This is a genomic window from Halomonas sp. GD1P12 (assembly GCF_025725645.1).
In the GTDB taxonomy this organism is placed as follows: domain Bacteria; phylum Pseudomonadota; class Gammaproteobacteria; order Pseudomonadales; family Halomonadaceae; genus Vreelandella.
Genome location: NZ_CP107007.1, coordinates 1,051,809 through 1,076,807, shown reverse-complemented (window position 1 = coordinate 1,076,807; position 24,999 = coordinate 1,051,809). Strand labels below are relative to the sequence as shown.

Sequence of the window (24,999 nt, the reverse complement as noted above, 5' to 3'; positions counted from 1 at the left end):
AACAACGACTTTACGTCCCAAACCGAATTCGAAAGGAGGCCTTCATGGCTGACAGGAAAGCGACCTTGACGGTAGACGGTCTTGACCCGATCGAGCTACCCATTTATTCCGGCACGCTGGGCCCCGACGTCATCGACGTCCGCGGCCTGGGTGGCGAAGGCCTGTTTACCTACGACCCTGGCTTCATGTCCACCTCTTCCTGCCAATCCGCGATCACTTATATCGATGGCGGCAAGGGCATGCTGCTGCATCGCGGCTACCCGATCGACCAGCTAGCCAAAGAGTCCAATTTCGTAGAGGTTTGCTACACCCTGCTGTTCGGCGAACTGCCGACTGAAGAGCAGTACGCGGATTTCGAAACCCGCATTCGTAACCACACCATGGTTCACGATCAGATCAACAACTTCTTCAAGGGTTTCCGCCGCGACGCGCACCCAATGTCGATTCTGTGTGGCGTCGTGGGCGGTCTGGCCGCGTTCTACCATGACCATATGGACATCACCCAGCAGGAAGATCGTGAAATCAGCGCTATCCGCCTGATCGCGAAGATGCCCACGCTTGCCGCGATGTCGCACAAGTACAATGTTGGCCAGCCGTTCAACTACCCGCGCAACGACCTGAGCTATGCAGAGAACTTTCTCTACATGATGTTCAGCAACCCGTGCGAGGAGTACAAGATCAACCCGGTCTACGCCAAGGCGATGGATCGCATCTTCATGCTCCACGCCGACCACGAGCAGAACGCCTCCACCTCCACGGTGCGCCTGGCAGGCTCGACCGGTGCCAACCCGTTCGCCTGCATCAGTGCCGGCATCGCAGCGCTTTGGGGTCCGGCCCACGGCGGCGCCAACGAGGCGGTACTGGCGATGCTCGACGAGATCGGTGATGACTCGGAAGAGAACATCCAGCGCTTCGTCGACAAGGCGAAAGACAAGGAAGACCCGTTCAAGCTGATGGGTTTTGGCCACCGCGTCTACCGCAACTTCGACCCGCGCGCCAAGGTGATGAAAGAGAGCTGCGACGAAGTGCTGGCCGAGCTCGGTATGGCCGACGACCCGCAGCTCAAGATCGCCAAGCGCCTCGAGCAGATCGCGCTGGAAGACGAATACTTCATCGAGCGCAAGCTCTACCCGAACGTCGACTTCTATTCCGGCATCATCCTGAAGGCCATGGGCATTCCGACCAACATGTTCACCGTGATCTTTGCCGTATCACGTACCATCGGCTGGATCTCGCACTGGAACGAAATGCTCAGCGAGAGCTACAAGATCGGTCGCCCGCGCCAGCTCTACACCGGCCACGACAAGCGCGACTACCCCAGCAAGAAGTAACGCGCCATAGTGCATGAGCAAATACAGTGCACGAGCAAATCATGCACCATCAAGAGGCCGCCTCAGGGCGGCCTCTTTGCGTCAGGGCGAATACGCACATTGCGCCACCCGCCTTGCCCGGCACGCCATGAGCGCCGCAGCGCCCTCTCCTGCTTATATATAGCCAATCAATAGCTACCCCGTGAGCAAGCACGCTTTCGCCACAAGAAGCTTTTCAGAGCCCCTTACACCCCTTGCACGGCAAGTACCCACCGCATGTAAAAACCATGCACAGCGCCGCCTCTTCGAACGCTAAAAAGTCGGCGATTTCGACCATTTTTGCCTTGACAATTTCCCAACACGGCAAGGAAATCGCGTTTTCCACACTATCTGTGGATAACCCTGTTTACAACCATCATAAAACGTCCCGAAATCGCCATGAACAGTGGCTTTTCTTTAAATTGGTTACTTTTTGATCTAATGTAAGCTGCTGATTTTATTAAACTAATCTTAAATCGCTGATTTTTTGGGCAGTTGGACAGCTCTTGTGCACAACCCGCCCTACGGAACAGATCAAGTGGACAAGTCAAGCCCAAAAAGGCAAAAAATGGCTTGAATCGCGAGGTTCAAACGACAGAAATTCTCGCTAACCCATGTTAAGGGTGCGATATAAAGAGAAGTTAAAAAGAGTGTTTCTAAAGGAAGGATTGTGGCGTCCCATAGGGGGTTCGAACCCCTGTTACCGCCGTGAAAGGGCGGTGTCCTGGACCACTAGACGAATGGGACGTGTAATCACAAACTTGCGGTGGTGGAGCCTAGCGGGATCGAACCGCTGACCTCGACACTGCCAGTGTCGCGCTCTCCCAGCTGAGCTAAGGCCCCACGTGTCGTGAAGACGATGCGTATAGTACTGATTAGCCTCGCCTTCGTCAACCAGAAAAGCGGCGAATTCACGCTCGGCTTAAAGCACGGCCCGCCCGGTTGGCGGGCCGTGGCTAACGAATGGCGGCCTAGAGCGCGCGAAACTCTTTTTCGAAGCGTTTTGCCTGCTTTTTAGAGACCCCACCAAGCACGTCGATGGCGTGACGAAGCCGCGCGCGGGTCACGTCAGAGCCCAGAATCGCCATGGCATCCATGACCGAGGTGCTCGCGCTCGAGCCGGTGATGGCAATGAACACCGGCGCCAAAAACGCCTTCATCTTGAGATCGAAGGCGCCGGCCAGCGTCTGAACCTCGGCCAGAAGCGCCTCCTTGTTCCAGGCCGGCACCGTTTCGAAGCGCCACACCAGAAACTGCAGAAGCTTGACCAGCTCCTCGCGTTCGAGCTTCACGCTTTCGAAGTCGGCTTCCGTGATGGCGGGCAGCCCGGAGAAGAAGTGGCCGGCCAGCGGCGCGACCTGAGAAAGCGTTTCCACCCGGGTGCGCACCTGGGGCAGAATCTGGCGCACATACTCTTCGTTGAACGCCCATTCTCTGAGCGCCTTGAGCAGCGCGTCATCGTCCATGTCTTCACGGATATAGACGCCGTTGAGCCAGGTGAGCTTTTCGAGATCGAACACCGGCCCGCCCAGCGATACGCGCTGGATATCGAAAGCGTCCATCATCTCCTGAAGGCTGAACTTCTCGCGCTCGTCGGGCATCGACCAGCCCATGCGGCCCAGGTAATTGGTGACGGCCTGGGGAAGAAAGCCCATGCGGCGGTAGTAGTTGATCGAGGTCGGATTCTTGCGCTTGGAGAGCTTCGACTTGTCCGGGTTGCGCAACAGCGGCATGTGGCAAAGTACCGGCATCTCCCAGCCAAAGTACTCGTACAGAAGCTTGTGCTTGGGCGCGGAGTTGATCCACTCCTCGCCGCGCAGCACGTGGGTGATCCCCATCAGGTGATCATCCACCACGTTGGCCATGTGGTAGGTCGGCATGCCGTCGGACTTGACCAGAATCTGGGCGTCCACCTGAGCCCAGTCCACCTCGATGCGGCCGCGCAGCATATCCTCGACCACGCACACGCCCTCGACGGGAACGTTCATGCGTACCACGTACGGCCAGTTCTCGGCTTCGCGGCGCGCCTGCTCGGCGTCATCCAGCGCCAGATCCGCCGGTTTGAGCGCCAGCTGCAGGCCGGCTTCCTTGCGCGCCTCGCGAAGCTCATCGAGCTCTTCGCTGGTGCGATAGCACTTGAAGGCGTGGCCGGCGTCGAGCAGCTTCTGAGCGTGCTCGGCGTAAATGTCGCCGCGCTCGCTTTGCCGGTACGGGCCGTGCGGGCCGCCCACGTCCGGGCCTTCGTCCCACTCGATGCCCAGCCAGCGCAGCGAATCCAGAATCATCTGCTCGGATTCCGCCGTCGAGCGCACCTGGTCGGTGTCCTCGATACGCAAAATGAATTCGCCGCCCTGCTTTCGCGCAAAGCACAGATTGAACAGCGCAATATACGCCGTGCCGACGTGGGGGTCTCCCGTAGGAGAAGGCGCTATACGCGTGCGTACGGTCATTCAGATATCCTTTTAACATCGAGCGTGGGCGCCATTATACGCGCCCATTGATCATCAGACAGCCTATCGATGGAACATCCTGGCCGGTTTGGCGTCCTAACGAAAGTTGCTAAGGATATAGCAGCTGCTTCCGCGGGGTCTTTGCTATTTTGGGCACACTGCCTATGATGCATGACCGTGCTGACGCAACGGCTCGTTGCATCAGCAGGAACATACTGATCATTGGCATCAACGGAAGTAAATCAAACGCGTTTGTTTGGCTCATCGATGGGAAAATAAAATGGAATCGCTTGGATCACGTATCAAACAGCTCAGGCAACGGGTAAAGCTGAATAAAGCTGCTCTTGCCCGAAAAGTTGGCGTGTCGGATGTCACCATATCGTACTGGGAGTCGGGGGCGATCAAGCAGATCGGCCATGAACGCCTGGTGGCGCTGGCCGACGCACTGGAGTGCTCATTGGCCACGCTGTTGGAGGGTGACAGCGCACCGCCGCTACTGACACTGACGCACCAGGGCCCCCTTCCCTGGGAGCAGGTGCAGGCAACGATGATGACACCGCCCGCTCATCTGCCGCTTAAAATCGATTGGAAAGCGCCTTGTGTGATGACCACGCCCGCGGCCAAAACGGATTTCGCTCCCGCCTCCCCGGGCGATCTTCTGTTACTTGGCCCCACGCACGTATTCCACAAGGCCGGTCACTATCTGGTCAAGCGTGACGATCACTTCCAGCTGGCGCATTTTGCCAAAACGCCCAGCGGTGAAGAGATCCACGCCGTCGTACTCGCTCACTGGTGTCCTGCCTAAAGCACCCTACTCACTCTTCAATCACGTCCACCTGGTCACGCGTACGTCTTGGCTCACTCCCCACCAGAAAACGCCGTGAGTAGGTGGCTACCTGCCCCAGTCCATGGCGAGTTTGGGTAACGAGCTCGCCAGACAGGTTCTCGCCTTCACGACCAATCACGTTTTGGACGGCCTGCGGCTGAACACTGCCCTCGCTCGACTGCACCTGCACGAGGTACCCGCCGTCCGGCAGCCCGCTGCCCGAGCCAAACGGCCCAGCCGTGAACCGCCCTTCGCTGATGGTCGTGCGCGACTGCCAGCGCACGCGACTGATTTCACGCTCCACGACCACCTGAACCCGCGTCCCGTCCGGAAGATTCGATGTCCCCTCGACCATCAAGCGCCGATCGGTTCTCAACTCGGCGTGCAGTGAAAATTCGACCTCGATCAGCGCGCGCTCGGGTTCGCTCGTGGTTTGCTCGACCACTGCATCGCTCGGCACTTCCTCGACCACCCGCGGCTCATCCTCCATCTGCTCGTTACAGCCGGAAAGCCAAAGAAGGCTCACCGCCACCGCCGCGATACCACCGCGTGCTTTCAACATACCGTCTCTCCCCACGAAGCCGACCTCTACGCTATACCATTAAAGGTGGCAGCGCGTCATTAGCAGTCGCTTGCAAGCCAGCGGTATTCGCTCAGCGTTTGCGCGGTGTAGCCGTGGGAATGGCTTTTCAAGCTGCTACTAAACGAGGTGGGGCTATCGAAGGTTAGCGTGTCGACGAACCGCAGTACGCTTTCACCTTCACTACAGACCACCGACACCTGCGCCCCACCCTCACGGTAGTCGATCTCGACATCGTCGCAGGTGAGCTCTCCCCAAAGCGCCTGAACCACGCCTTTCGGGCTCTGCGCCTGCGCCGGCGACAGGCATAAGGTTTCGGTTTCGCTAGAAGCCAACGCTTCATCTTCAACGCGTGGATCGAACGTCGTCATATCGACACGCCATAAGCCGGGTCGAACATCGTCCTGGGCCCATAGAGTGCAGGGGAGAAAAAGGGCTAGCAGAGCCAATGAATGAAGACGTGGCATAGGGGTCTCTTGATGGCATGGTGGATGAGCGAGGATAGAAGATCAGATAAGGGCTTGAATACTCTTTTAAGAACCACACCTACCAGCACCGCCAGCAGTTCAGCTTGGTGGACACCCCGCAAACGGAAGAAGACCGCCAACGCAGCCAGAAGCTCATGGCCACGATGGACGAACTGAACGAGAAGATGGGCAAAGGCACGGTGCGCTTGGGGCTACCGGAGAAGAATGCGCCGTGGCATTTGCGGTGTGCGCATCGAAGCCCGCGGTATACGACGCAGTGGGGGGAGTTGATGCGGGCTTATACGGATTAGGACGCTATTAATAACTGAGAATATAAAATCTTACACCGCCACTATGATTTAAAATTGACTCTTTAACCTTTTGATAAACACGTTTACCACCTAGCTTCTCAACATCTTCGGAGTAACTTGACAAAAAAGAATAAAAACTTCTCTTATCATCAACTAAAGAAGCCAACAAAACAAAAAACCGAAAATCATTATTCATAAACTCTTTTTTATATTCCTCGAATTCACCTATACTTTTTAAATATCTACTATAAGAATTCAGCTCATTAGCTATTTCATTCAGCTTTTTTTGAGGGGTATTGCTATTTATCGAATTAATAGCCTTAACAGCACCCTTGACACTAGAGAGGCGGCTCTTAACTGGTTTGATAAGATCTGTATTTAAAAAACGAAGCCCTTTGATTCTGTATAAAACCGCCCTTTCTATTTCAACATTAACTTTCTTTTCACCTTTAACGAAATATTCACGCTCATATTCCATATTTGCTCTAATGGCGTTATTATCTGTTCTTACTTTATCCTGTAAATAATGAGCAATGTAGCTAGGTATTTCGCGCCAAAATGCTTTAATTTCGTTCTCAAGAGCCAGAACTCTATCATATGTTTTTTCAACCTCATCAAATGTGATGAGAGGAGATTTGAGCCTAGACTGTAAGGATTCAATTTTATCTTGACGACTCTCTTCTTTTTCAAGAACCTTTACATCTTGTAGTAACTTCTCATCAGCACCTAGCTTTTTAACGCACTCTTTACCTACAATAGTTACTTCACCACTCAAAAGCTCGACAACAAAACCACGGTTATGAGGTGTATGACATATGCGTCCATTACTAAAAAAACAACACATTACTTTGGGATTTAATCGATACCCACCGAGCAGATACTTATAATTTTCTTTTTCAAAAGGAAGCCCCTCTATATACCCATCAATCTTAGCAATATCTTCGTAGCTTTTAAATCTATTAAACTTATTCTTTATATCCATAAAACCGCCTTAACCCACATTGAAAGAAAATTAGCGAGCATAATCTCAACTTTTTAGAACTTCGCTTCGCCCGTCGCTACCAGCCATAAGAATCCCTCTTTATTTATCACACTGCACCCAGCCTTATCTTCCGCATTACTCAGCTTGGCAGCGCTATGGCGCGGGCCTGCCACGAAGTAGTCGAGATTCTTGGTCACTGATTTACGAACGACGAAACCATGGGCCTTCGCGCTTTTCTCGAGCTCCGCGCGAGTCTTGGCGTCGAATCCCGAGAACGTGATCTCAGGATCTCCCTGATGCACCGGTTCCGGCGCTTCGTTACGTTGAGCCTTTCGACCTTCAGTGGCATAAAGCAGCTCTTCGCCTTCCAGAAACGTAACGACGCGATCCAGCTTGAAAGTACGAATCGCGTTTCGGTCAAGGCAGATACCTCGTATCGTGCCTGCTGTAAGCTTGAAATTGATCAGCTCACGGGTGCTTTCTTTGCCACTTGAATCGCGGTAGATGAATCGCAATCCGCCCATTTCGTGGAGCGGCGTTACTTCCATGTCGTCCGGTTCGTCATCAGCGTCCCAGAGATCATCAGGATAATGAGTCAGCAGGTGCTCGCGCAGTTGGTCGACAGGTAACTCAATCTCATCAAGTGGAAGCCGAACGGTTCCTTGCATATCGCAGAGTGCGAATTCACGTTCAGGAGCGTCAAGAGGATCATCCTCAAGCGTCCCGGCAAGATGCGAATCGCATACTCTTGCCACATGCACGCCAAAAGGTTCGGTTTCATCTCGGTGTTCAATCTCAATGAGGGGCGTTGCAACGCGGTGCCATGAGCCGACCGGCGCTTGAACGCGCTCTGGCTCTGGCTCTGGCTCTGGCTCTGGCTCTGGCTCTGGCTCTGGCTCTGGCTCTGGCTCTGGCTCTGGCTCTGGCTCTGGCTCAACAGTATGCTGTTGCGCATACGGCGGCACTAACAGTGTGTAAGGTGTGCCCGACACAGTCTTGAGGGCGTTTCGTTTAACAGCCCGCCAAGAAAGAGCTAACGGTACAGCTAGAAGTGCGAAGAAAATCAAACCAGCGATCATGCCAGCTAGGCCGACCGGTTCACCTTCCGCATCAGGCGCTCCGATTAGCGAGCCAAAAAACATGGCGCCACCAATCAAGGCGAGGGGTGATAAGAGCAAGGCGCACAAGTGGCGTAGCCACCATGCTCTTCCGTTCCGCTTCATGGATCGCGTCAGTAGCCACCAAAACGCTATACAGGTCAAAACGCCTGCTAAAGCTGCGAGTTCCCCCATCGCCCGGCCCCTTCTATTTATTGTTCACACCACCCGCTAAATCCGAATCTCACACCGCCCCGGAATCTCCAGATCTCCCATATCCTGCGGCTTGATCATCATCGACTGGAACAGCTCATTATCACTCATCAGACGCAGCGCGCGCCCCGGCTAACCCCTGAACCCACTCGATACTAAGCTCGCCACTCACCGGCAACAAAAATACCCCTTTCTACTTCGGGTCATGGTTTGCTCGGCTCCCTGCGCCCGTCTTTCCGTACTCATCAGCTCAAAGCAAACAGGGCAGCACTACCGCTCGCCACCTTCGGTTCTGTTAAGCAAGCTTAACCCACCATCCCTTACATCACTATCGCAATAGCGTCCACTTTTGGTCTCACTTGTTTCGCTCGATTCAAAGGCCGGTGGCCGGAAACTGCCCCGAGCTTTCCTATCGCCTTTCGAGCTTCTTGCGCTGTGAGTACTCCCCTTTCTTCCGTACAATACCGCCAATCCCATTGATCGTGCATGAAACGACCCGCCATAAACCGATCTTCTGGCGAGCCAGGGCTCGTCGCTACCGGTTTTACGCTGCGGTCGTTTCAGCCACATTCTCATTATAGCTATATATTTATACAGCTAAAGAACCGATTTCCATGACCGATTTAACGAACGAAAACAGCGCCGACCGGGGCCGCCGCTTCTCGGTGGCGCCGATGATGGACTGGACGACCCGCGACTACCGCGCGTTCGCCCGCACATTGACCAAGCGCACTCTGCTCTACACCGAGATGGTGACCACCGGCGCGATTCTCCACGGCTCGCCGCGGGAGCGCTTTTTGGGCTACACCGAGGTGGAGCACCCGATCGCGCTGCAATTGGGCGGCAGCGACGCGGGGGAGCTTGCCGAGTGCGCGGCGATTGCCGAGGCCTGGGGCTATGACGAGGTGAACCTGAACGTGGGCTGCCCAAGCGACCGGGTGCAGAACAACCTGATCGGAGCGTGTTTGATGGGCTATCCGGAGAAGGTGGCGGCGGCGGTGAAAGCGATGCAGGCGGCGGTGTCGATTCCAGTCACGGTGAAGTGTCGCATCGGCATCGACGACCAGGACGAGGATGCGGACCTGGCGCGCTTTATTGATATGGTAGCGGACGCAGGCTGCACCACGTTTACCGTGCACGCGCGCAAGGCATGGCTGCAGGGGCTTTCCCCCAAGCAGAACCGCGACGTGCCGCCGCTGAACTACCCGCGCGTGCACCGCCTGAAAGCCGCCAACCCCGCGCTTCATATCGGCATCAACGGCGGCATCAAGACGCTTGAGGAGTGCCAGGCGCAGCTTGCGCACGTGGACAGCGTGATGGTGGGCCGTGAGGCGTACCAGAACCCGTGGCTGCTGGCCGGGGTCGATCAGGCCATTTTCGGAGAACCGGGTCCGGCCATGAACCGGCTGGACGCGGCGCAGGCGTTTCGCCCTTATATCCAAACGCGGCTCGATGAAGGCGCGAAGCTCAACCACATCACCCGCCACCTGCTGGGGCTTTTCCAGGGCTGCCCGGGCGGGCGGCGCTTTCGGCGCCACCTGTCCGAGCACGCTCACAAGGAAGGGGCGGGCCTGCGCCTTTATGACGACGCGCTCGGTTTGATCCGCGAGCCCGACACCGCGGCATAAAAAACCCGCCACGGCGTACCGTGGCGGGTGGGGCTTACTTAGCCTTGGAAAGGCTCGGTTTAATGGCCGGCCTTCTGGCGGTTTTCCATCACGCCCTTTTCGACGCGCTCGCCGATGGTCTGGTCGACGTTCTTCCAGTACTCGAATACCCGCGACAGCACCGGCTCTTCCACGCCGCCGGAAACGTGCCCGACGATGTTGTTTACCAGGCGATCACGCGCGGCGTCGTCCATTACCTTATTGACCAGGTCGTTGGCCTGGTTGAAGTCGCCGTCGTCCGGGCGCAGCGTGTAGGCGGCACGAACGAATTCACCATCCGCTTCCCATACCGCGTCTTCCGGATATGCGCTCGGATCGGCGTGGGCGCCGCCCTTGCTATTGGGTGCGTAGACCGGATCGGACGTATTGGAAATACGCATCCGCCCGCCCTTGGCGTAGCTGTTGACCTGGCTTTTCGGCGCGTTGACCGGGATCTGCTGGTAGTTGACGCCCAGGCGAGCGCGGTGTGCGTCGGCGTAGGAAATGACGCGCGCCAGCAGCATCTTGTCCGGCGAGAAACCGGTGCCCGGCACCGAGTTGCTGGGCTGGAACGCCGCCTGCTCGATCTCGGAGTGGAAGTCCGTCGGGTTGCGGTCGAGCGTCATCTTGCCCACTTCCTGCAGCGGATAGTCGTCGTGCGGCCACACCTTGGTCAGATCGAACGGATTGATGCGATAGGTTTTGGCATCTTCGAACGGCATGATCTGCACATGCAGTGTCCACGTGGGGTTGTCGCCGCGCTTGATGGCGTCGAACAGGTCGCGACGGTGGTAATCCGCATCGGTACCCGCCATTTGATCGGCCTGTTCCTGGGTCATGCACTTGATGCCCTGGTCGGTCTTGAAGTGGTACTTGACCCAGAAACGCTCGCTTTTATCGTTGACCCACATGTAGGTGTGGCTGGAGTAGCCGTTCATGTGGCGCCAGCTGGCGGGTACGCCGCGATCCCCCATCAACCAGGTCACCTGGTGGGCGGACTCCGGCGAGAGCGTCCAGAAATCCCACTGCATGTCGTGATCGCGCAGGCCGTTATCGGCACGACGCTTTTGCGAGTGGATGAAGTGCTGGAACTTGAGCGGGTCGCGCACGAAGAACACGGGGGTGTTGTTGCCCACCATGTCGAAGTTGCCGTCTTCGGTGTAAAACTTCAGCGAAAAGCCGCGCGGGTCGCGCCAGGTGTCCGGGCTGCCCGACTCACCGGCCACCGTCGAGAAGCGCGCCAGCATTTCGGTTTTCTTGCCCGGCTGCAGAAACTTTGCGCGGGTATACTGGCTGACGTCGTGAGTGACCTCGAAATGGCCAAACGCGCCGCCGCCCTTGGCGTGGGGCTGGCGATCCGGAATCATTTCCCGGTTGAACGCCGCCATCTGCTCCATCAGGTAGTGGTCGTGCAGTACGATCGGGCCGTCCGGGCCGACGGAAAGCGAGTGCTCGTCGCTGGCTACCGGAATGCCGGCGTCCGTGGTGGTGGTGTTGGATTTACCGTTTGTCATACCCTTCCTCCATGTCACGATCCGGGGCCTCGAGGGCCACCTTTGTACGGGCCTTCTTGGCCACTAATGCCTTCCAACTGGTGCTTTGATCCACAGTTATAGCCAGGATGTCACCATCATGCCACGTGGCGGCGCCAACCCCTGCCTATAGTGTCCATAGTCAAAGACGATCAGTTTCGCTTTGATTGGGGGTTTCAAACTATGACACCCCGCCGCCGGATTCGTGGCGCAACCGGCGCGCTTTTTTATCGAAGGCCGGCAGCGCACGCATTTCGATACAGCACTTCACTACAGCACTTCACTACAGAATTTAATACATGGGATCGGTCACCGGCTCGAGACTCGACTGGAAGCTCTCGATAGCGGTTTCCGCCTCCTCGATCTCGTCGAAGCGGGCAATGTGATAGAGCGCCTCGCCTTCGTTGGCCAGCGGCAAACGGCTCATGCCGATCACGATGCCATCGGCCATTGAAACCACATCGCCCTCATCGTTGCCGAAGGGGTCCGCCACCCGGCCCAACACTTCGCCCTTGGCGACCCGCGCGCCCAGACGCACCTTCGGGCGTAGAATGCCGTCGATCGGCGCACGCGCCCAGCTCGAACCATTGGCCAGTTCCGCCGGGGCGGGCAGGCGGCGGCGCTGCTCGCCGGAAAGCATCTTGAGTCTGCGCATCACACGCAAAATGCCGCGCACGCCCGGGGCGATCGCCCACTCGTCAAAGCGCAGCGCCTCGCCGGCCTCGTAGGTGAGCACGGGAATACCGCGGGACTGGGCGTAGTGGCGCAGGCTGCCCTCGCGAAGCTCGGCGTTGAGCACTACCGGCGCCCCAAACGCATCCGCCATGCGCGCGGTTTCGCTGTCGGGTTCGAGCTGAGCGCGAATCTGCGGCAGGTTGGTGCGGTGAATGGCACCGGTGTGCAGGTCGATGATGTGCGTGGCGTGGTCGACGATCTCTTCGCGCAAGAGCGCGGCGATGCGCCCCCCCAGTGAGCCCTTGTCGCTCCCGGGAAAGCAGCGGTTCAAATCGCGCCGGTCCGGCAAGTAGCGGGTCTGCTGCAAAAAGCCGAAAACGTTGACGACGGGTACGGCGATCAGCGTACCGCTCAGGCTATTGATCGAGCGCGAGCGCAAAAGCCGGCGCACGATCTCGACGCCGTTGATCTCGTCGCCGTGAATGCCGCCGCACACCAGCATGACCGGCCCCTCGCGGCGCCCGTGGACGACCTCGATGGAGATATGCAGCGGCGTATGTGTGTAAAGGCGCGCCACCGGCACGTCGATTTGTAGACGTTGGCCGGGTTGAAGGGTGTGGCCTGCAATCTGAAACGGGGCTTGTGCCATGAGCACTCCTGATGAGGGCGTGGGCGCGCAAGAGCGAGCGCCGGCGCTGGATGATCTATCGCTTATCGGCCGCGTGAGGCGTTGATTGAGCGCGCAAATGACGTCGGTCAGTTAACCATACAGTTTTGAATGTAAAACGGCGGTGTTTAAGATAAAATATCGCTCCTTCGACGTCGTTACCAGGGTTGCTTTTATGGCTAGAAAAACCAAGGCAGAAGCGGCAGCCACGCGCGAAGCGCTGCTGAACGCGGCCGAAGAGGTGTTTTTCGAAAAAGGCGTCGCGCGTACCTCGCTCGAGCAGGTGGCCCGCCACGCCGGCGTCACTCGCGGAGCGGTTTACTGGCATTTCAAGAACAAGGGCGATTTGTTCATGGCGCTGATCGAGCGTGTGCGCATGCCCTTTCAGTCGCTGGTCGAGGAGGTTCAAAACGTCGACCCGGACATTCTGCCGCTGGACGCGGTGCACCGCGCGTGCCTGGCGGGCATGCACCGTCTGGAGCAGCCTCACTACCAGCGCACGCTCTCGATTTTACTGCACCGCTGCGAGTTCTTTAGCGATATCAATCCGCTCGAAATGCAAAACGAGATCAACGAAGAGTGTTTTGACGAAATGCTCTGCCTGTTTGAAATGGCCCACGAACAGCATCAGCTTCGTGAAGGCCTGACCCCGCAGGTATCCACCCAGCTCTTACAGGCAACGCTTGGCGGGCTCTTTCATGACTGGCTGCGTGCCCCGGACCGCTATTCGCTTAGCGAGCGCGGCGCCGAGGTCATCGACGCTCTCATCCTGCTGATACGTCGCTAGCGGTTTGGCGTTTGTCACCATCGCAAAAGCCCGCCGTGCTGGCGGGCTTTTGCGTGATGGCCAGAGTAACAACGCGCTAGTTTGAGTGCGCCGTTTCCTGATGCTTGTGGCGCAGGCGTAGCTGGTTCAGACGCTGGCGCGTCTCCATGTAAGTCTGTACCTCGACGCTACGGTAGGCCCCCTCCTCTTTTAGATATTTCACCAGTACCCGGCGCTCGCCTTCGGTAAAGGCATCGTCCTGTTTGCAGTGTAGATTTACCTTACAGCCCGGTTTTCCCTCCACCACGGCCTCGGCATGCTCTGCTCCGTCGAGCGCGGTCACCCTCACGGTCACACCTAAAAGGCTGCGCCGCTTGAAGGGCGCAAAGCGGTAGAGCCCGCGCGCCATGCCTTGGCAAATAACGGCGGCCAGGGGGGATGCCACGGCCAGTGTGGCCCAAAGAATCACGACACCCAGCGGCACGCGCAGCATGCCCAGATCCAACCAGCGCAGCACTAGAAGCTCCAGCGCCAGCGAAAGCGCACCGGCGAGCAGCATCAATACGGTCAGCGCGAGCGTGGCGGGTACGCCGATAAAGCCAAGCGAGACCAATGTGCTTGCCATGTGATCATCACGCAGGCTGTCACGCTCGAAAAGCTCCAGCGGCGCCAGTCGGATCAGCACCAAAACCCAGTAAAGCGCTAAAAGGCCCAGCACGAAGGTGAAGACGATGGTCGGGAAATTCAGAGCGGCGGAGAGAATCGGTTGCATGGCGTGCCTCCTCCAGGTGATTGCCTGGTCGGTTTGGCCTGCTGTTATGGTATTGGATGCAGACTCAAACGGTTCATTAGCAAGTCTAGATCACACTACTCGTCTCTGCCCAGGCGCGCCTTGACACCGATCAAGCGGGCAAAAAAAAGCGGGCCCGAAGGCCCGCCTGAATCACCACGCGATCACTGTGGATCGTGGGCGATGCGATCATCACGCTCATCGCGCCCGTCACTCGAACCGCGCTGATCGTTTTGATCGTGCTTATTGCCGCCCAGCTTGCGCCGCATCCAATCGGCGCTGTAGGCGATCATGGCGTAGAACGTGGGAACGAACAGGCTGCCCAGAATCGCCACCGACGCCATGCCCACCGCCACCGTGGTGCCGATATGGTGGCTGCTCACGTCACTCGCGCCGGTAGCCAGCGCCAGCGGCAGCGTGCCGAAGATGAAGGCCAGTGACGTCATTACGATCGGCCTAAAGCGCAGCTCCGCGGCGGTAATGGCCGCTTCGCGAATGCTCTTATTCTCTTCCTTACGCTGAAGCTCGGCAAACTCGACGATCAGGATGGCGTTCTTCGCCGCCAGCCCCACGACCACCAACATGCCGATCTGCACGTAGACACTGGTGTCCAGCCCGCGCAGCACGATACCCGCGATACCGCCGAAAAAGGCGAACGGCGTGGCGGTGAGTACCGCCAGCGGCAGTGCCCAGCTTTCGTACTGCGCCGCCAGGATCAAAAACACCATCAAAATACCGAACACAATGGCAATCATGGCAGCATTGCCCAGGTTCGCTTCCTGATAGGCGGTGCCGGTCCAGCCCATACCCCAGTTGGGACCGAGGGTGTCGAGCACGACCTCTTCCATCGCCTGGATCGCCTGCGCGGAGCTGTAGCCGGGTGCCGCGCCGCCTTGGAACTGGGCACCGGTATAGACCCCAAAGCGCGACACCACCGACGCACCCACCTGGCGCTCGAGGGTTACGAACTCGGAGAGCGGAATGCGATCGCCGCTGCCGCCACGCACGTAGACATTGTTCAAGTCGTCCGGCGTTTTACGGAATTCGTCCTCGTTTTGCAGATACACCTGGAAGTTACGGTTCTGATAGCTGAAGTAGTTAACGAAGCCGTTACCGAAGGTGTTGGCGAGCGCCGAGTTGATGTTCTCGAGCGCAACGCCATAGCTCAGCGCCTTCTGCTGATCGATGTGTGCCTTATAGGACGGCACGTTGACGTTGAACGTCGAGAAGACCTGGGAGAGCATCGGGTGCTGGTTCGCCGCGCCCATGACCTTGAGCGAGGCTTCGTAAAGCTCGCGGGTCGAGGCGCCATCGAAGGACTGCAGGTAGCCGGTGAAACCACCGGTGGTCGAAAGCCCCATGATCGGCGGCACGTTGAAGGCCATGGCGCTACCGCCATCGATACTAGCCCCCAGCTGCATGATGCGCCCCACCAGCGCGTCGGCGCTCAAGGTACGTTCGCCCCAGGGCAGCATGTTGACGAAGATGACCCCGCGCGCGGTGTTGACCGCACTTGCCAGCAGGTCGTAGCCCGCCACGGCCGAGGCGTACTCGACGCCCTCGATCTTTTCGATCTCGTTGCTGAGCTTCGCCATGTAGGTCTGGGTGCGATCGAGCGAGGCGGCGTCCGGCAGCGATATGCTGGCCAGCACGATGCCCTGGTCGGTTTCCGGCACCAGCGTGGAGGGCGTGGACACGTACATCCAGTACGAGCCCGCCCCGATGGCCACGGTGATCGCCAGCGCCAAGAGCCAGAAGCGCACCAGCTTTTTCACACACCACATGTAGGCCGCGGTGATACCGGCGAACAGGCGATCGAACAGACGCAGCGGCGTGCGAATGGCGCGGCGAAACTTCGACGGCCGGTCGTGATTGAGGTTGTGCTTGATGAAGATCGCCGACAGCGCCGGGGTGAACGTCAGCGCCATCAGCGCCGACAGCGCCACCGAGATCGATACGGTAATGGCGAACTGCTGATAGATCTGCCCGGTGAAACCACCCAAAAACGCGACCGGTACGAACACCGCCGCCATGATCAGCGAGGTTGCGATGACCGGCCCGCCGACTTCGCGCATGGCCTGAATCGTCGCATCGCGCACGGTGATGTCATCGTCTTCGCTGATCACGCGCTCGACGTTTTCGACCACCAGAATCGCGTCATCGACCACGATCCCGATCGACAGCACCAGCGCGAACAGCGTCAGCAGGTTGATCGAGTAGCCAAGCACGTAAAATCCGGCGAAGGTGCCGATGACCGCCACCGGCACCACCGACATGGCGATGACGGTAAAGCGCCAGTTCTGCAAGAAGATGAACAGAATCACCGCGACGATCAAGAATGCTTCGATGAAGGTGTGAAGTACGGTTTCCACAGAGGCATCAATGAACAGCGTCGTGTCGTAAGGCGTGACGTACTCGAGCCCTGGCGGGAAGCGGGATTCCAGATCCTGCATGGTCGAGCGCACCGCTTCGGCGGTGGAGAGCGCGTTGGCGCCAGGCTGCTGGTTGATGATGATTGGCGTCATGGTGGCGCCGTTCAAACGCGCATCCACGCCGTAGAACGACGCGCCGAGTTCGATGCGGGCCACGTCCTGCAGGCGCAGCGACGAGCCGTCCGGATTGGTGCGCAGATAGATATTGCGAAACTCGTCCGGGTCGGTGAGTCGCCCGCCGGCGGTGATGGTGTAGGTGTAGGCGCGCGGCTCGGACTGCGGTTCTGATGCCAGGCTACCCGCGGGAATCTCGGTGTTTTGCGTGCGTATGGCGCTGGCGATTTCGCTCGGCGTCAGGTCGTACTGCGCCAGCTTGTCCGGGTCCATCCAGATACGCATGGCGAACTCGCCGCCGCCGAGTACCGAAGCATTACCCACGCCTGGCACCTGACGCAGCTCGTCGAGGATGTTCAGCGTGGCGTAGTTCTGCATGTAGACGCGGTTGTAGTCGCCGTTGGGCGAGGTCAACGCCACCAGCATCAGAATCGAGTCAGAACGCAGCTCGACCGTGACCCCTTGCGACTGCACCTGCTCGGGCAGCTGCGACAGCGCCCCCTGAACGCGGTTGTTGACGTTGATGGTGTTGATGTCGCCGTCGGTGCCGATGTTGAACGCCACGCTCAGGCTCATGGAGCCGTTGTCGGAGCTGTTCGAGGTCATGTAGAGCATGTCCTCGACACCGTTGATCGCTTCGGCCAGCGGTGCGGCCACCGTTTGCGCCACGGTTTCGGCGTCGGCGCCGGGGAACTGCGCCTGCACCGACACCGTTGGCGGCACCACGCTTGGATACTGCTCGATCGGCAGTATGCGCATGGACATCACGCCGATCAGCGTGACGATAATCGCCAGTACCGTGGCGAATATCGGTCGGCCGATGAAGAAGTTAGAGAAATTCATTATTGCGCACCCTCTTCTCCCTCACCCGTCGGCATGCCGCCGCCGGCCATCTCAGAAGCCTCTTCGGCCTGCTGGCGTTCTTCGCGCGCCTCTTCCTCTTCGACCTCCTCGACGATGTCGTCGGCGTCGCCATCAAAGGGCTGCGGGTCGATGGCCGTGCCCGGCTCGAGGCCAGAAGGATCACCCACGATCACGCGATCGCCCTCTTCCAGCCCGTCGACGATGATCTGCCAGGGGCCGGCCACGTCACCGAGCTGCACGGTGCGCTCGCGGGCCTTGTTTTCATCGTCCAGGGTGTAGACCCGCGGGCCCATCAGGCCCTGAGTGACCGCGATCTCCGGCACGGCGATCACGCCATAGCGCTTGAGGCCTTCCAGACGTACGCGCACGAACTGGCCCGGCAGCACGGCGGCGTCCGGGTTGTCGAAGGTGGCCGACGCCTGCACGGTGCTGGTGCCGTTGTCCACGCGTGAGCCCAGAAAGTCCAGCTCGCCGGCGAGCTCGGCGTCGTCGCTGCCGCTCAAGCCCGGCACGCTCAGCCGCGCGATGATCGTCGAGTTGGTGTCGCTGTCGCGCAGCTGGCGGCGAAGCTCGAAGGCATCATTCTGGGGCAGCTGAAAGCGAACTTCGAGCGGGTCGAGCGGGGTGATGGTGGCAAGCTCGGTGCCGCTGGTGACCACGTTGCCCAGGTTGATCTGGCTCAGGCTGATCATGCCGCCGACCGGGGCGGTCACGTCGGCGTAGTCCAGATCCAGGTTGGCGCTGGAGAGCGCCGCTTCGGCCTGGGCGACGCTTGCCTGGGCAACGCGCTGGTCGGCCTGGGCCTGATCGTACTGCTGGCGGCTCACCGAGTTCTGACGCAGAAGCTGCTCGAAGCGCTCGGCGTCGCGCTGAGCGCGGGCGTACTCGGCCCGCGCGCTTTGCAGATCCGCCTGGCGCTGATTCACCGTTGCCTGATAGCGGTCGGGCTCGATGGTGTAGAGCGAATCGCCCTGCTCGACCATCTGGCCGGGCTCGAAAAGGCGCTCCTCGAGCGCGCCGTCGACCCGGGCGATGACCACGACTTCGTTGTCGCTTCGCAAAAGCGAAGGATAGGATTGATCGATCGGCAGATCCTGGCGCTCCACCTCGGCCACCGCCACCTTATGGGGTGGCTTCTCCTCGGAAGATTGCTGCTGCTGTTGAGGCTCTTCATCACCACCGCAGGCGGTCAGCGCCAGCGCCGCGATCAGCGTCACTAGACTCGCTCTCGTTGAGTGAATCGCTCTTCTCATGCGTCGAATTCCCATGTATGGCTCTTTTTTTGGCGATCGATGATCGATGGATCGCTCTTCTGACGACCGGCGTTCTGATGACCGGCACTCTGACGACCGATGTTCTGGTGACTAACGTTTCAAGGGCCTGCTACGCGATGTCGCCTGTCAGGCCTTTGGTATCAGTATCAGTAGCCGCCGGGCTGACCGACACCCACGCCGCCGTTACCGACCTCTGGCTGACCAAGGCCCTGCGGGGAGCCGCCCTGCTGATAACCGCCCGGGCCGTAGCCACCGCCGTACCCGCCACCATAGCCACCGCCGTATGCACCGGGCTGGCGACGCGCGGGGGCGTACTCGGCCGCGGAGTAGGTCGTGGAGGAGGAAGAGGAAGAGGATTCACGCCGCGGCGGGGCGCCGATATCCATCGCGCTCTCATAACGGTCGCCGTCGCTGGTTTCCGGCAGCGTGAAATTGACGTCTTCGCCGGTCAGCCAGCCGTTGACCTCTTCGAGCGCCGCCACGTCCAGAAGCCCGGACTGCTGGCGCAGCGAGAGCAGGTTGATGACGTAGTCGTAGCGTGACTCGGCGTAGTTGGCGATCGCGTTGTAAAGATTCTGCTCGGCATTGAGCACGTCGACGATGTTACGTGTGCCCACCTCGTAGCCGGCCTGGGTCGCTTCCAGCGCGCTTCGGGTGGAAACGATCGCCTGCTGGCGCGCGTCGACGGTTTCGACGTTGTTGCTCACCTGAGTGTAGAGCGAGCGCACCTGTTGAATCGTGGCGCGGCGCTGGGATTCGAAATCGTACTGGCTGCTTTCGAGCTGGAAGGTGTTCTGGCGAATGTTGGCGCTGGTGCTACCGCCGGTGTAGAGCGGCACGCTCGCCGACACGCCCACTTGACCCGAGGCGTCGTGGCCGCTCAGGTAGTCGATATCGGAATCGGCGTACTGGTAGTTGGCGAAGGCCGACAGCGTCGGCAGCCGCCCGGCGCGAGCGACCTCGACGCCGGCGCGGGACACCTCGATACCGGCGCGCTGGGCCAGCACCTCGGGGTTTCGCTCGAGCGCCTGGTCGACCCAGTAGTCACGCTCGCTGGGGGCGGGCAGGCCAATGGGCATGTCGCCCAGGGATTCGATATTGGCGTAGCGACGCCCGGTGAGTCGCTCCAGCGCCTCAAAAGCGACCTGCAGGTTGCTCTCGGCGGTGATCCGCTCGGCGCGGGCCTGGTCGAAGCTCGAACGCGCCTCTTCCACTTCGGTAATGGCGATCAGGCCGACCTCGAACTGCTCACTGGACTGCTCGAGCTGACGGCCGATCGCCCGCTCCTGGGCACGCCGGGCTTCGAGCACCTCATAGGCGCGAAGAATATCGAAATAGGCCGTCACGACGTCGATCAGAAGCTGCTGCTCGGTCGCCGCCAGCAGGTAAACCTGCTGGTCGATCTGACGCTCGGCCTGGTCGACCTGACGCGCCGTCGCGGCGTTAAAAAGTGCCTGGGTGGCCTCGAGCGACAGCGACAGCGAGTTGTAGCTATCCTCATCGCCACGTCCGCCGCCGATCGCAGCACCTGCGCCACCGTCGGTGGGCGCGCCGGTCTCAAAACCACCCGCTGATTGGCTTTCGAACTGGCGATTGTGGGTTGCGTTACCCGAGGCGTTCACCTGAGGCAAAAGCTCGCCGCCCACGACATCGCGCGCTGCCTCGACACCGGAAAATTCGGAACGGGCGGAGGCGAGCTCGGCGTTGTTGTTGAGCGCATCGCGAGTAATGGTGATCAGATCTGCCGCCTGAACGGGCAGCGCGATCGAGCTTGTCAGCACGGCTAACATTAAAGGGCGAAGGGGGGCATTGACTGCCCAGTGTGCCAGTCGCATGGGAGTGCCTCTAGGTGTCAACGTGGGATAGTGCGCCACACAATGGGGGTGTGAAAGGGTGGCATTATAGTTACATTCATGTATGTATGCTAGCCTTGAAGTTCGGCCAAAACTGTGTCCGGCCAGAGGTCAAGTCTAACGCAACTTACTTTAGTCGAACGTGCAAAAAGTGCGCATGTCTCGCGCCCGTTTTTAGCCCGCTCGCTCCACTCAGGCGCGCGAGCGCTCCAGCGCTTTCATACAGCGCTCTACCCCGCCAAGGTACATGTCGCCAAACAGCAGCACGTGATTGAGCAGCGGATAGAGCTGGAAAAGCGCTTCGCGACGGGGCCAGTCCTGCGGGGCGAAGCCGTTCCAGTAGGCATCGAAAAACGCCGCACCGGGCTCGCCAAACAGCGTCAGCATGGCAATATCCACTTCGGGATAGTGGCGATACACCGCGGGGTCGATCAGCGCGGGGCCTTTCGCGGTATAGAGTACGTTACCCGCCCACAGATCGCCGTGCACCAGACACGGCGAGGCGTCCGGCAGCCACTGTTCGAGCGTATGCGCCTGAGTTTCGACACGCGCATAAAGTTCAGGTGTGATGAGGCGCTGATCGAGACAGGCGCGAGCGAGCGCCAACAGGCGGCGCTCGCGCTGAAAGGCCCGGCCGTCGCTCATGGGCGCGTTGGGTTGGGGAGTGCGTCCGCAGGCGTTGTCGTGTAGCCAGCCGTGCTCACTGCCGATCACGCCGTGAAGCTCGCGAAGCCCTTCGCCGAGTTGGATGTCGCCCTGGGTGGAGCGGGGAACGGTGTGCAGCGCCTCGATCACCAGCCACTCGCCGGCCTGGCCCAGTACCTCGGGGATGATCAGCGAGCTGCCCGCCCCTTTCAGCGCGCGAAGCCCTTCGGCTTCGCCGCGCAGGCGCGCCGGGTCGTCCTGCTTGATCACCACCGCGCCCTCGGCGGTGTCGAGCTCGAATACCGCGGCGATATCGCCGCCGCTCAAGGGCGTCAAGGCGCCGCGGGGCGAAAGCTGCAGCACGCTTAGAATCTCGAGTAGCTCGGCGTTCATGGCGCTCTCCCCGTGGTCGATGGCGGCCTCAACCGAGAAATGGATCGAGGGATGGGCCGTGTGGTGCCAAAACCCTACAGGGATAAGCGTATATCAGGCAATGCCGTGGCGCTCGTTCAGCGCCTGGCGATAGCGCTGATAGACGTGGCGGTAGGCGTCGACGCGCTCGGGGTCGGGGTCGGCAAGCGAGGCCGCGTCCAGATGCACCAGCCGCTGACAAAGCGCCTCGAGTGTGGTGCCCTGCGACTGCTGCTCGCACCAAACCGCCTGCAGGGCAGCGCCGAGCGCGGCGGCGTCGGTGATCTCCGGGCACACCACTTCGGTACCGGTGATGTCCGCCACCATCTGGCGCCACACCGGGCTTTTGGCGCCGCCGCCGCTCAGGCGAATCTGACTCGCCCCGGCGGTGAGATCGCCCAGCAGATCCAACCCGTAGCGAAGGCCGAAGGTCGCCCCTTCGACCACTGCGCGGCACAGGTTGGCCTGGGTCATGTTCATACTCGTAAGCCCCAGAAAATCGCCTGAGGCGTTGGGCAGCATCGGCACCCGCTCGCCGTTGAAAAATGGAAGGCAGGTCACGCCGTCGGCGCCGATCGAAGCCCTTGCCACCCGCTCGCCAAAGGCGTCGAGATCGAGCCCAAAAAGCTCGCGCACGCGAGTCGTGGCGGAGGTGACGTTCATGGTGCAGATCAGCGGCAGCCAGCCGCCGTGGCTGGCGCAGAAGTTGGCCACCATGGCGTTATCGCTTTCGACCGGCTCGGGCGAGTAGGCGCACACCGTGCCGGAGGTGCCCAGGCTCAGCGTGACGATTCCGCGGGCGATGTTGCCGGTGCCGATGGCGCCGAGCATGTTGTCGCCGCCGCCGCTCGAGACCACCACCCCATCACTCAAACCAAGCTCAGCAGCGATACGCGGGCGCACCACACCTGCAGGCTCACAAGGCGTTAAAAGGCGCGGCAGCACTTGGGCCGGGTCGAGTTCCGGGGCGATCTGGCCAAACACCTCGGTTTGCCAAACGCGGGCGCGGGTATCGAAATAGCCGGTGCCCGAGGCGTCGCCGGCCTCGGTGACCCGCTCGCCGGTGAGCCAGAAGTTGAGGTAGTCGTGGGGCAGCAGGATCGTGGCGATGCGCCGGTAGGCGTCCGGATGATGGCGTTTGAGCCAGGCGAGCTTGGAGGCGGTATAGCCGGTTTGCAGCACCAGGCCGAGCTTCTCCAGACACCCCGCCTCGCCGCCCAGGCGCTCGACCAGCGCGGCGTTCTCGCTGCTTGTCTCCGTATCACACCAGAGCTTGGCCGGGTAGACCGGCACCCCATCGGCGTCCAGCGCCACCATGCCGTGCTGCTGGCCGGAGACGCCGATCGCGCGCACCGCGCGGGCGTCGACCCCGGCGCGCTCGATGGCATCAAAAAACGCGCCTCTGAAGGCAGCGAGCCACTCGGCGGGGGCCTGCTCGCGGCGCCCGTTCGGCCCTTCTTCCAGCCGGTGGGCGCGGCTGGCTTCACCGAGAATGCCCCCTTGTTCGACATCCAGCACCACCACCTTGGTGCTTTGGGTGCCGCAATCCACACCGATGTACATCACGAGCTTCCTTTAGAGGCGAGCAGTGCTTGAAGCGTAGCGCGCGCGCCGCGTTCGTGCAGCAGTGAAAGCGCCTCGAGATACGCCGCCATGAAGCGCGGGCTGTCGGCCAGATCGCCAAAGAGCTCGCGGTTGTCGACGAACGCCTCGGGCCGGGTACGGTTGTCGCGGGCGATCGCCATCAGCGGCTCGCGCAGCGCGTCGACCACCTCGATTGGCTCGCCCTGCTCGTCCACGCCCTCGGCGTAGCGCGCCCAGCTGGCCACGACCGCCGCGCTCATTGCCATGTCGCCATCGTGGGCAAGCTGGTGGCGAATCACCGGCACCAGCCACTTGGGGATACGATCCGAGCTTTCGGCACAAAGCCGTGCCAGGGTGTCCCTGATTTCCGGGTTGGCGAAGCGCTCGATCAGCGTGCGCTGGTAGGCGTTTAGATCGATACCCGGCACCGGCGCCAGCGTCGGCGCGCCCTCCTCTTTCATGTAACGGCGCAAAAACTCGACGAACAGCGGGTCCTGGCACACCTGGTGGGCGTAGCGGTAGCCCGCCAGATAGCCGAAGTAGGTCAGCGCCTGGTGGCTCGCGTTCAAAAGCCGCAGCTTCATCAGCTCGAAGGGCTCGACGTCGTCGACCAGCTGCACGCCGGCCGCCTCGAAAGGCGGGCGGCCCGGCGGGAAGTGATCCTCCAGCACCCACTGAGTGAAGGGCTCGCACACCACCGGCCAGCCGTCCTCGACGTCGAAGCGGCGGGCAAGCTCGTCGATATCGTCGGCCACGGTGACCGGCGTGATGCGATCGACCATCGAATTGGGAAAGGCGACGTTATTCTCGAGCCACTCGCCGAGTTCGCGCTCGCGCGCCGCCGCAAACGCCGAAAACATGCGCCGGGCCACGTCGCCGTTGCCCTGAATGTTGTCGCAGGACATCACCGTGAACGGGGAAAGCCCACGCGCGCGGCGGCGCACCAGCGCCTCGACCACCAGTCCAAAGGTGCTGGCCGGGCGCTCGGGGGCGCTTAGATCGCGCTTTATGAGCGGGTTGTCCAGATTGAAAGCGCCGCTGACCGGGTGAACATTGTAGCCGCCCTCGGTCACGGTGAGCGACACGATCCGGATGGCCGGGTTCGCCATGGCCTCGATCACCGCGTCCACATCGTCCGGGGCGAAAAGGTAATCGACCATGCTACCAATCACGCGGGGCTCAAACGTGCCGTCGGGGTGCTTCACCACCAGCGTATAGAGGTGATCCTGGCGTGAAAGCACCTCCTGCATACGCTTGTCGCCGGGCATCACGCCCACCCCCACAATGCCCCAGTCGAGCGCTTCGCCCTGGTTCATGAGCGTGTCGAGATACATCGCCTGGTGGGCGCGGTGAAAGCCGCCCACGCCGATATGCACGATGCCGGCGCTCACGGCGCGGCGATAATAAGTCGGCACCGTAACCGCGGCGTCAAGCGCGGTCAGCGCCTGTTGAGTGAGCCTAACCATGGCAG

At 60.2% G+C, this 24,999-nt stretch carries 19 protein-coding genes and 2 tRNA genes; 5 read left to right on the top strand and 16 right to left on the bottom strand.

Annotated elements, in window-relative coordinates; genetic code table 11:
• Positions 1-44: 44 nt before the first annotated feature.
• On the top strand, positions 45-1,331 hold the full coding sequence (gene gltA, locus OCT39_RS05025; protein WP_263586597.1) for a citrate synthase: 1,287 nt from the start codon (positions 45-47) through the stop codon (positions 1,329-1,331).
• A 689-nt stretch (positions 1,332-2,020) separates the two neighbouring features.
• Here gltA and OCT39_RS05020 read toward each other — a convergent pair.
• The 3 genes from OCT39_RS05020 to gltX all read right to left on the bottom strand — a co-directional run bounded on the left by OCT39_RS05020 (position 2,021) and on the right by gltX (position 3,799).
• A tRNA-Glu gene (locus OCT39_RS05020) sits at positions 2,021-2,096 on the bottom strand.
• A gap of 20 nt (positions 2,097-2,116) precedes the next feature.
• Positions 2,117-2,192, bottom strand: a tRNA-Ala gene (locus tag OCT39_RS05015).
• A 128-nt stretch (positions 2,193-2,320) separates the two neighbouring features.
• The gene (gene gltX / locus OCT39_RS05010) at positions 2,321-3,799 is read right to left on the bottom strand and encodes a glutamate--tRNA ligase (protein WP_263586596.1); all 1,479 of its coding nucleotides are present in this window, start codon (positions 3,797-3,799) and stop codon (positions 2,321-2,323) included.
• 280 nt (positions 3,800-4,079) lie between these two features.
• Here gltX and OCT39_RS05005 point away from each other — a divergent pair, with 280 nt between their 5' ends.
• The gene (locus OCT39_RS05005; RefSeq protein ID WP_263586595.1) at positions 4,080-4,604 is read left to right on the top strand and encodes a helix-turn-helix domain-containing protein; all 525 of its coding nucleotides are present in this window, start codon (positions 4,080-4,082) and stop codon (positions 4,602-4,604) included.
• 10 nt (positions 4,605-4,614) lie between these two features.
• On the opposite strand, the gene OCT39_RS05000 is transcribed toward OCT39_RS05005, so the two are convergent.
• Positions 4,615-5,187 carry a hypothetical protein gene (locus OCT39_RS05000; RefSeq protein WP_263586594.1) on the bottom strand — a complete coding sequence of 191 codons (573 nt, stop codon included), beginning with the start codon at positions 5,185-5,187 and terminating at the stop codon, positions 4,615-4,617.
• A gap of 59 nt (positions 5,188-5,246) precedes the next feature.
• A complete protein-coding gene (locus OCT39_RS04995; protein ID WP_263586593.1) occupies positions 5,247-5,672 on the bottom strand; it encodes a DUF3617 domain-containing protein in 426 nt (141 codons plus the stop codon).
• A 155-nt stretch (positions 5,673-5,827) separates the two neighbouring features.
• Between OCT39_RS04995 and OCT39_RS04990 the strand changes: the two genes are divergently transcribed.
• On the top strand, positions 5,828-5,983 hold the full coding sequence (locus tag OCT39_RS04990) for a DUF4113 domain-containing protein (protein ID WP_263587293.1): 156 nt from the start codon (positions 5,828-5,830) through the stop codon (positions 5,981-5,983).
• A gap of 7 nt (positions 5,984-5,990) precedes the next feature.
• Here OCT39_RS04990 and OCT39_RS04985 read toward each other — a convergent pair whose 3' ends face one another.
• Together OCT39_RS04985 and OCT39_RS04980 are read right to left on the bottom strand one after the other, a co-directional pair.
• On the bottom strand, positions 5,991-6,965 hold the full coding sequence (locus OCT39_RS04985) for a hypothetical protein (protein ID WP_263586592.1): 975 nt from the start codon (positions 6,963-6,965) through the stop codon (positions 5,991-5,993).
• A 53-nt stretch (positions 6,966-7,018) separates the two neighbouring features.
• The gene (locus OCT39_RS04980) at positions 7,019-8,257 is read right to left on the bottom strand and encodes a BRCT domain-containing protein (RefSeq protein WP_263586591.1); all 1,239 of its coding nucleotides are present in this window, start codon (positions 8,255-8,257) and stop codon (positions 7,019-7,021) included.
• A 632-nt stretch (positions 8,258-8,889) separates the two neighbouring features.
• Here OCT39_RS04980 and dusA point away from each other — a divergent pair.
• A complete protein-coding gene (gene dusA / locus OCT39_RS04975; protein WP_263586590.1) occupies positions 8,890-9,903 on the top strand; it encodes a tRNA dihydrouridine(20/20a) synthase DusA in 1,014 nt (337 codons plus the stop codon).
• Between the two features lie 59 nt (positions 9,904-9,962).
• On the opposite strand, the gene OCT39_RS04970 is transcribed toward dusA, so the two are convergent.
• On the bottom strand, positions 9,963-11,435 hold the full coding sequence (locus OCT39_RS04970; RefSeq protein ID WP_263586589.1) for a catalase: 1,473 nt from the start codon (positions 11,433-11,435) through the stop codon (positions 9,963-9,965).
• Positions 11,436-11,745: 310 nt separating this feature from the next.
• Positions 11,746-12,777 (bottom strand): succinylglutamate desuccinylase/aspartoacylase family protein, encoded by a 1,032-nt coding sequence (locus OCT39_RS04965; protein ID WP_252106655.1) that lies wholly within the window; start codon positions 12,775-12,777, stop codon positions 11,746-11,748.
• Between the two features lie 193 nt (positions 12,778-12,970).
• On the opposite strand from OCT39_RS04965, the gene OCT39_RS04960 reads away from it, so the two are divergent.
• On the top strand, positions 12,971-13,582 hold the full coding sequence (locus OCT39_RS04960; protein ID WP_263586588.1) for a TetR family transcriptional regulator: 612 nt from the start codon (positions 12,971-12,973) through the stop codon (positions 13,580-13,582).
• Between the two features lie 76 nt (positions 13,583-13,658).
• On the opposite strand, the gene OCT39_RS04955 is transcribed toward OCT39_RS04960, so the two are convergent.
• From OCT39_RS04955 to OCT39_RS04925, 7 genes are all read right to left on the bottom strand, one after another.
• Positions 13,659-14,333: a hypothetical protein gene (locus tag OCT39_RS04955; RefSeq protein ID WP_263586587.1), complete on the bottom strand. Its 675-nt coding sequence runs from the start codon at positions 14,331-14,333 to the stop codon at positions 13,659-13,661.
• A gap of 182 nt (positions 14,334-14,515) precedes the next feature.
• Positions 14,516-17,740, bottom strand: coding sequence for an efflux RND transporter permease subunit (locus OCT39_RS04950; protein WP_263586586.1), 3,225 nt, complete (start codon positions 17,738-17,740; stop codon positions 14,516-14,518).
• Positions 17,740-19,014 (bottom strand): efflux RND transporter periplasmic adaptor subunit, encoded by a 1,275-nt coding sequence (locus OCT39_RS04945; RefSeq protein ID WP_263586585.1) that lies wholly within the window; start codon positions 19,012-19,014, stop codon positions 17,740-17,742. The genes OCT39_RS04950 and OCT39_RS04945 overlap by 1 nt, the downstream gene beginning before the upstream one ends.
• A 167-nt stretch (positions 19,015-19,181) precedes the next feature.
• Positions 19,182-20,870, bottom strand: coding sequence for a TolC family outer membrane protein (locus OCT39_RS04940; RefSeq protein WP_263586584.1), 1,689 nt, complete (start codon positions 20,868-20,870; stop codon positions 19,182-19,184).
• 210 nt (positions 20,871-21,080) lie between these two features.
• Positions 21,081-21,926, bottom strand: coding sequence for a fructosamine kinase family protein (locus OCT39_RS04935; protein WP_263586583.1), 846 nt, complete (start codon positions 21,924-21,926; stop codon positions 21,081-21,083).
• A gap of 93 nt (positions 21,927-22,019) precedes the next feature.
• Positions 22,020-23,507 carry a xylulokinase gene (xylB, locus tag OCT39_RS04930; protein WP_263586582.1) on the bottom strand — a complete coding sequence of 496 codons (1,488 nt, stop codon included), beginning with the start codon at positions 23,505-23,507 and terminating at the stop codon, positions 22,020-22,022.
• Positions 23,507-24,994, bottom strand: a complete 1,488-nt coding sequence (locus OCT39_RS04925) for a mannitol dehydrogenase family protein (protein ID WP_263586581.1) — start codon at positions 24,992-24,994, stop codon at positions 23,507-23,509. Before OCT39_RS04925 ends, xylB begins: the two co-directional genes overlap by 1 nt.
• Positions 24,995-24,999 lie beyond the last annotated feature (5 nt).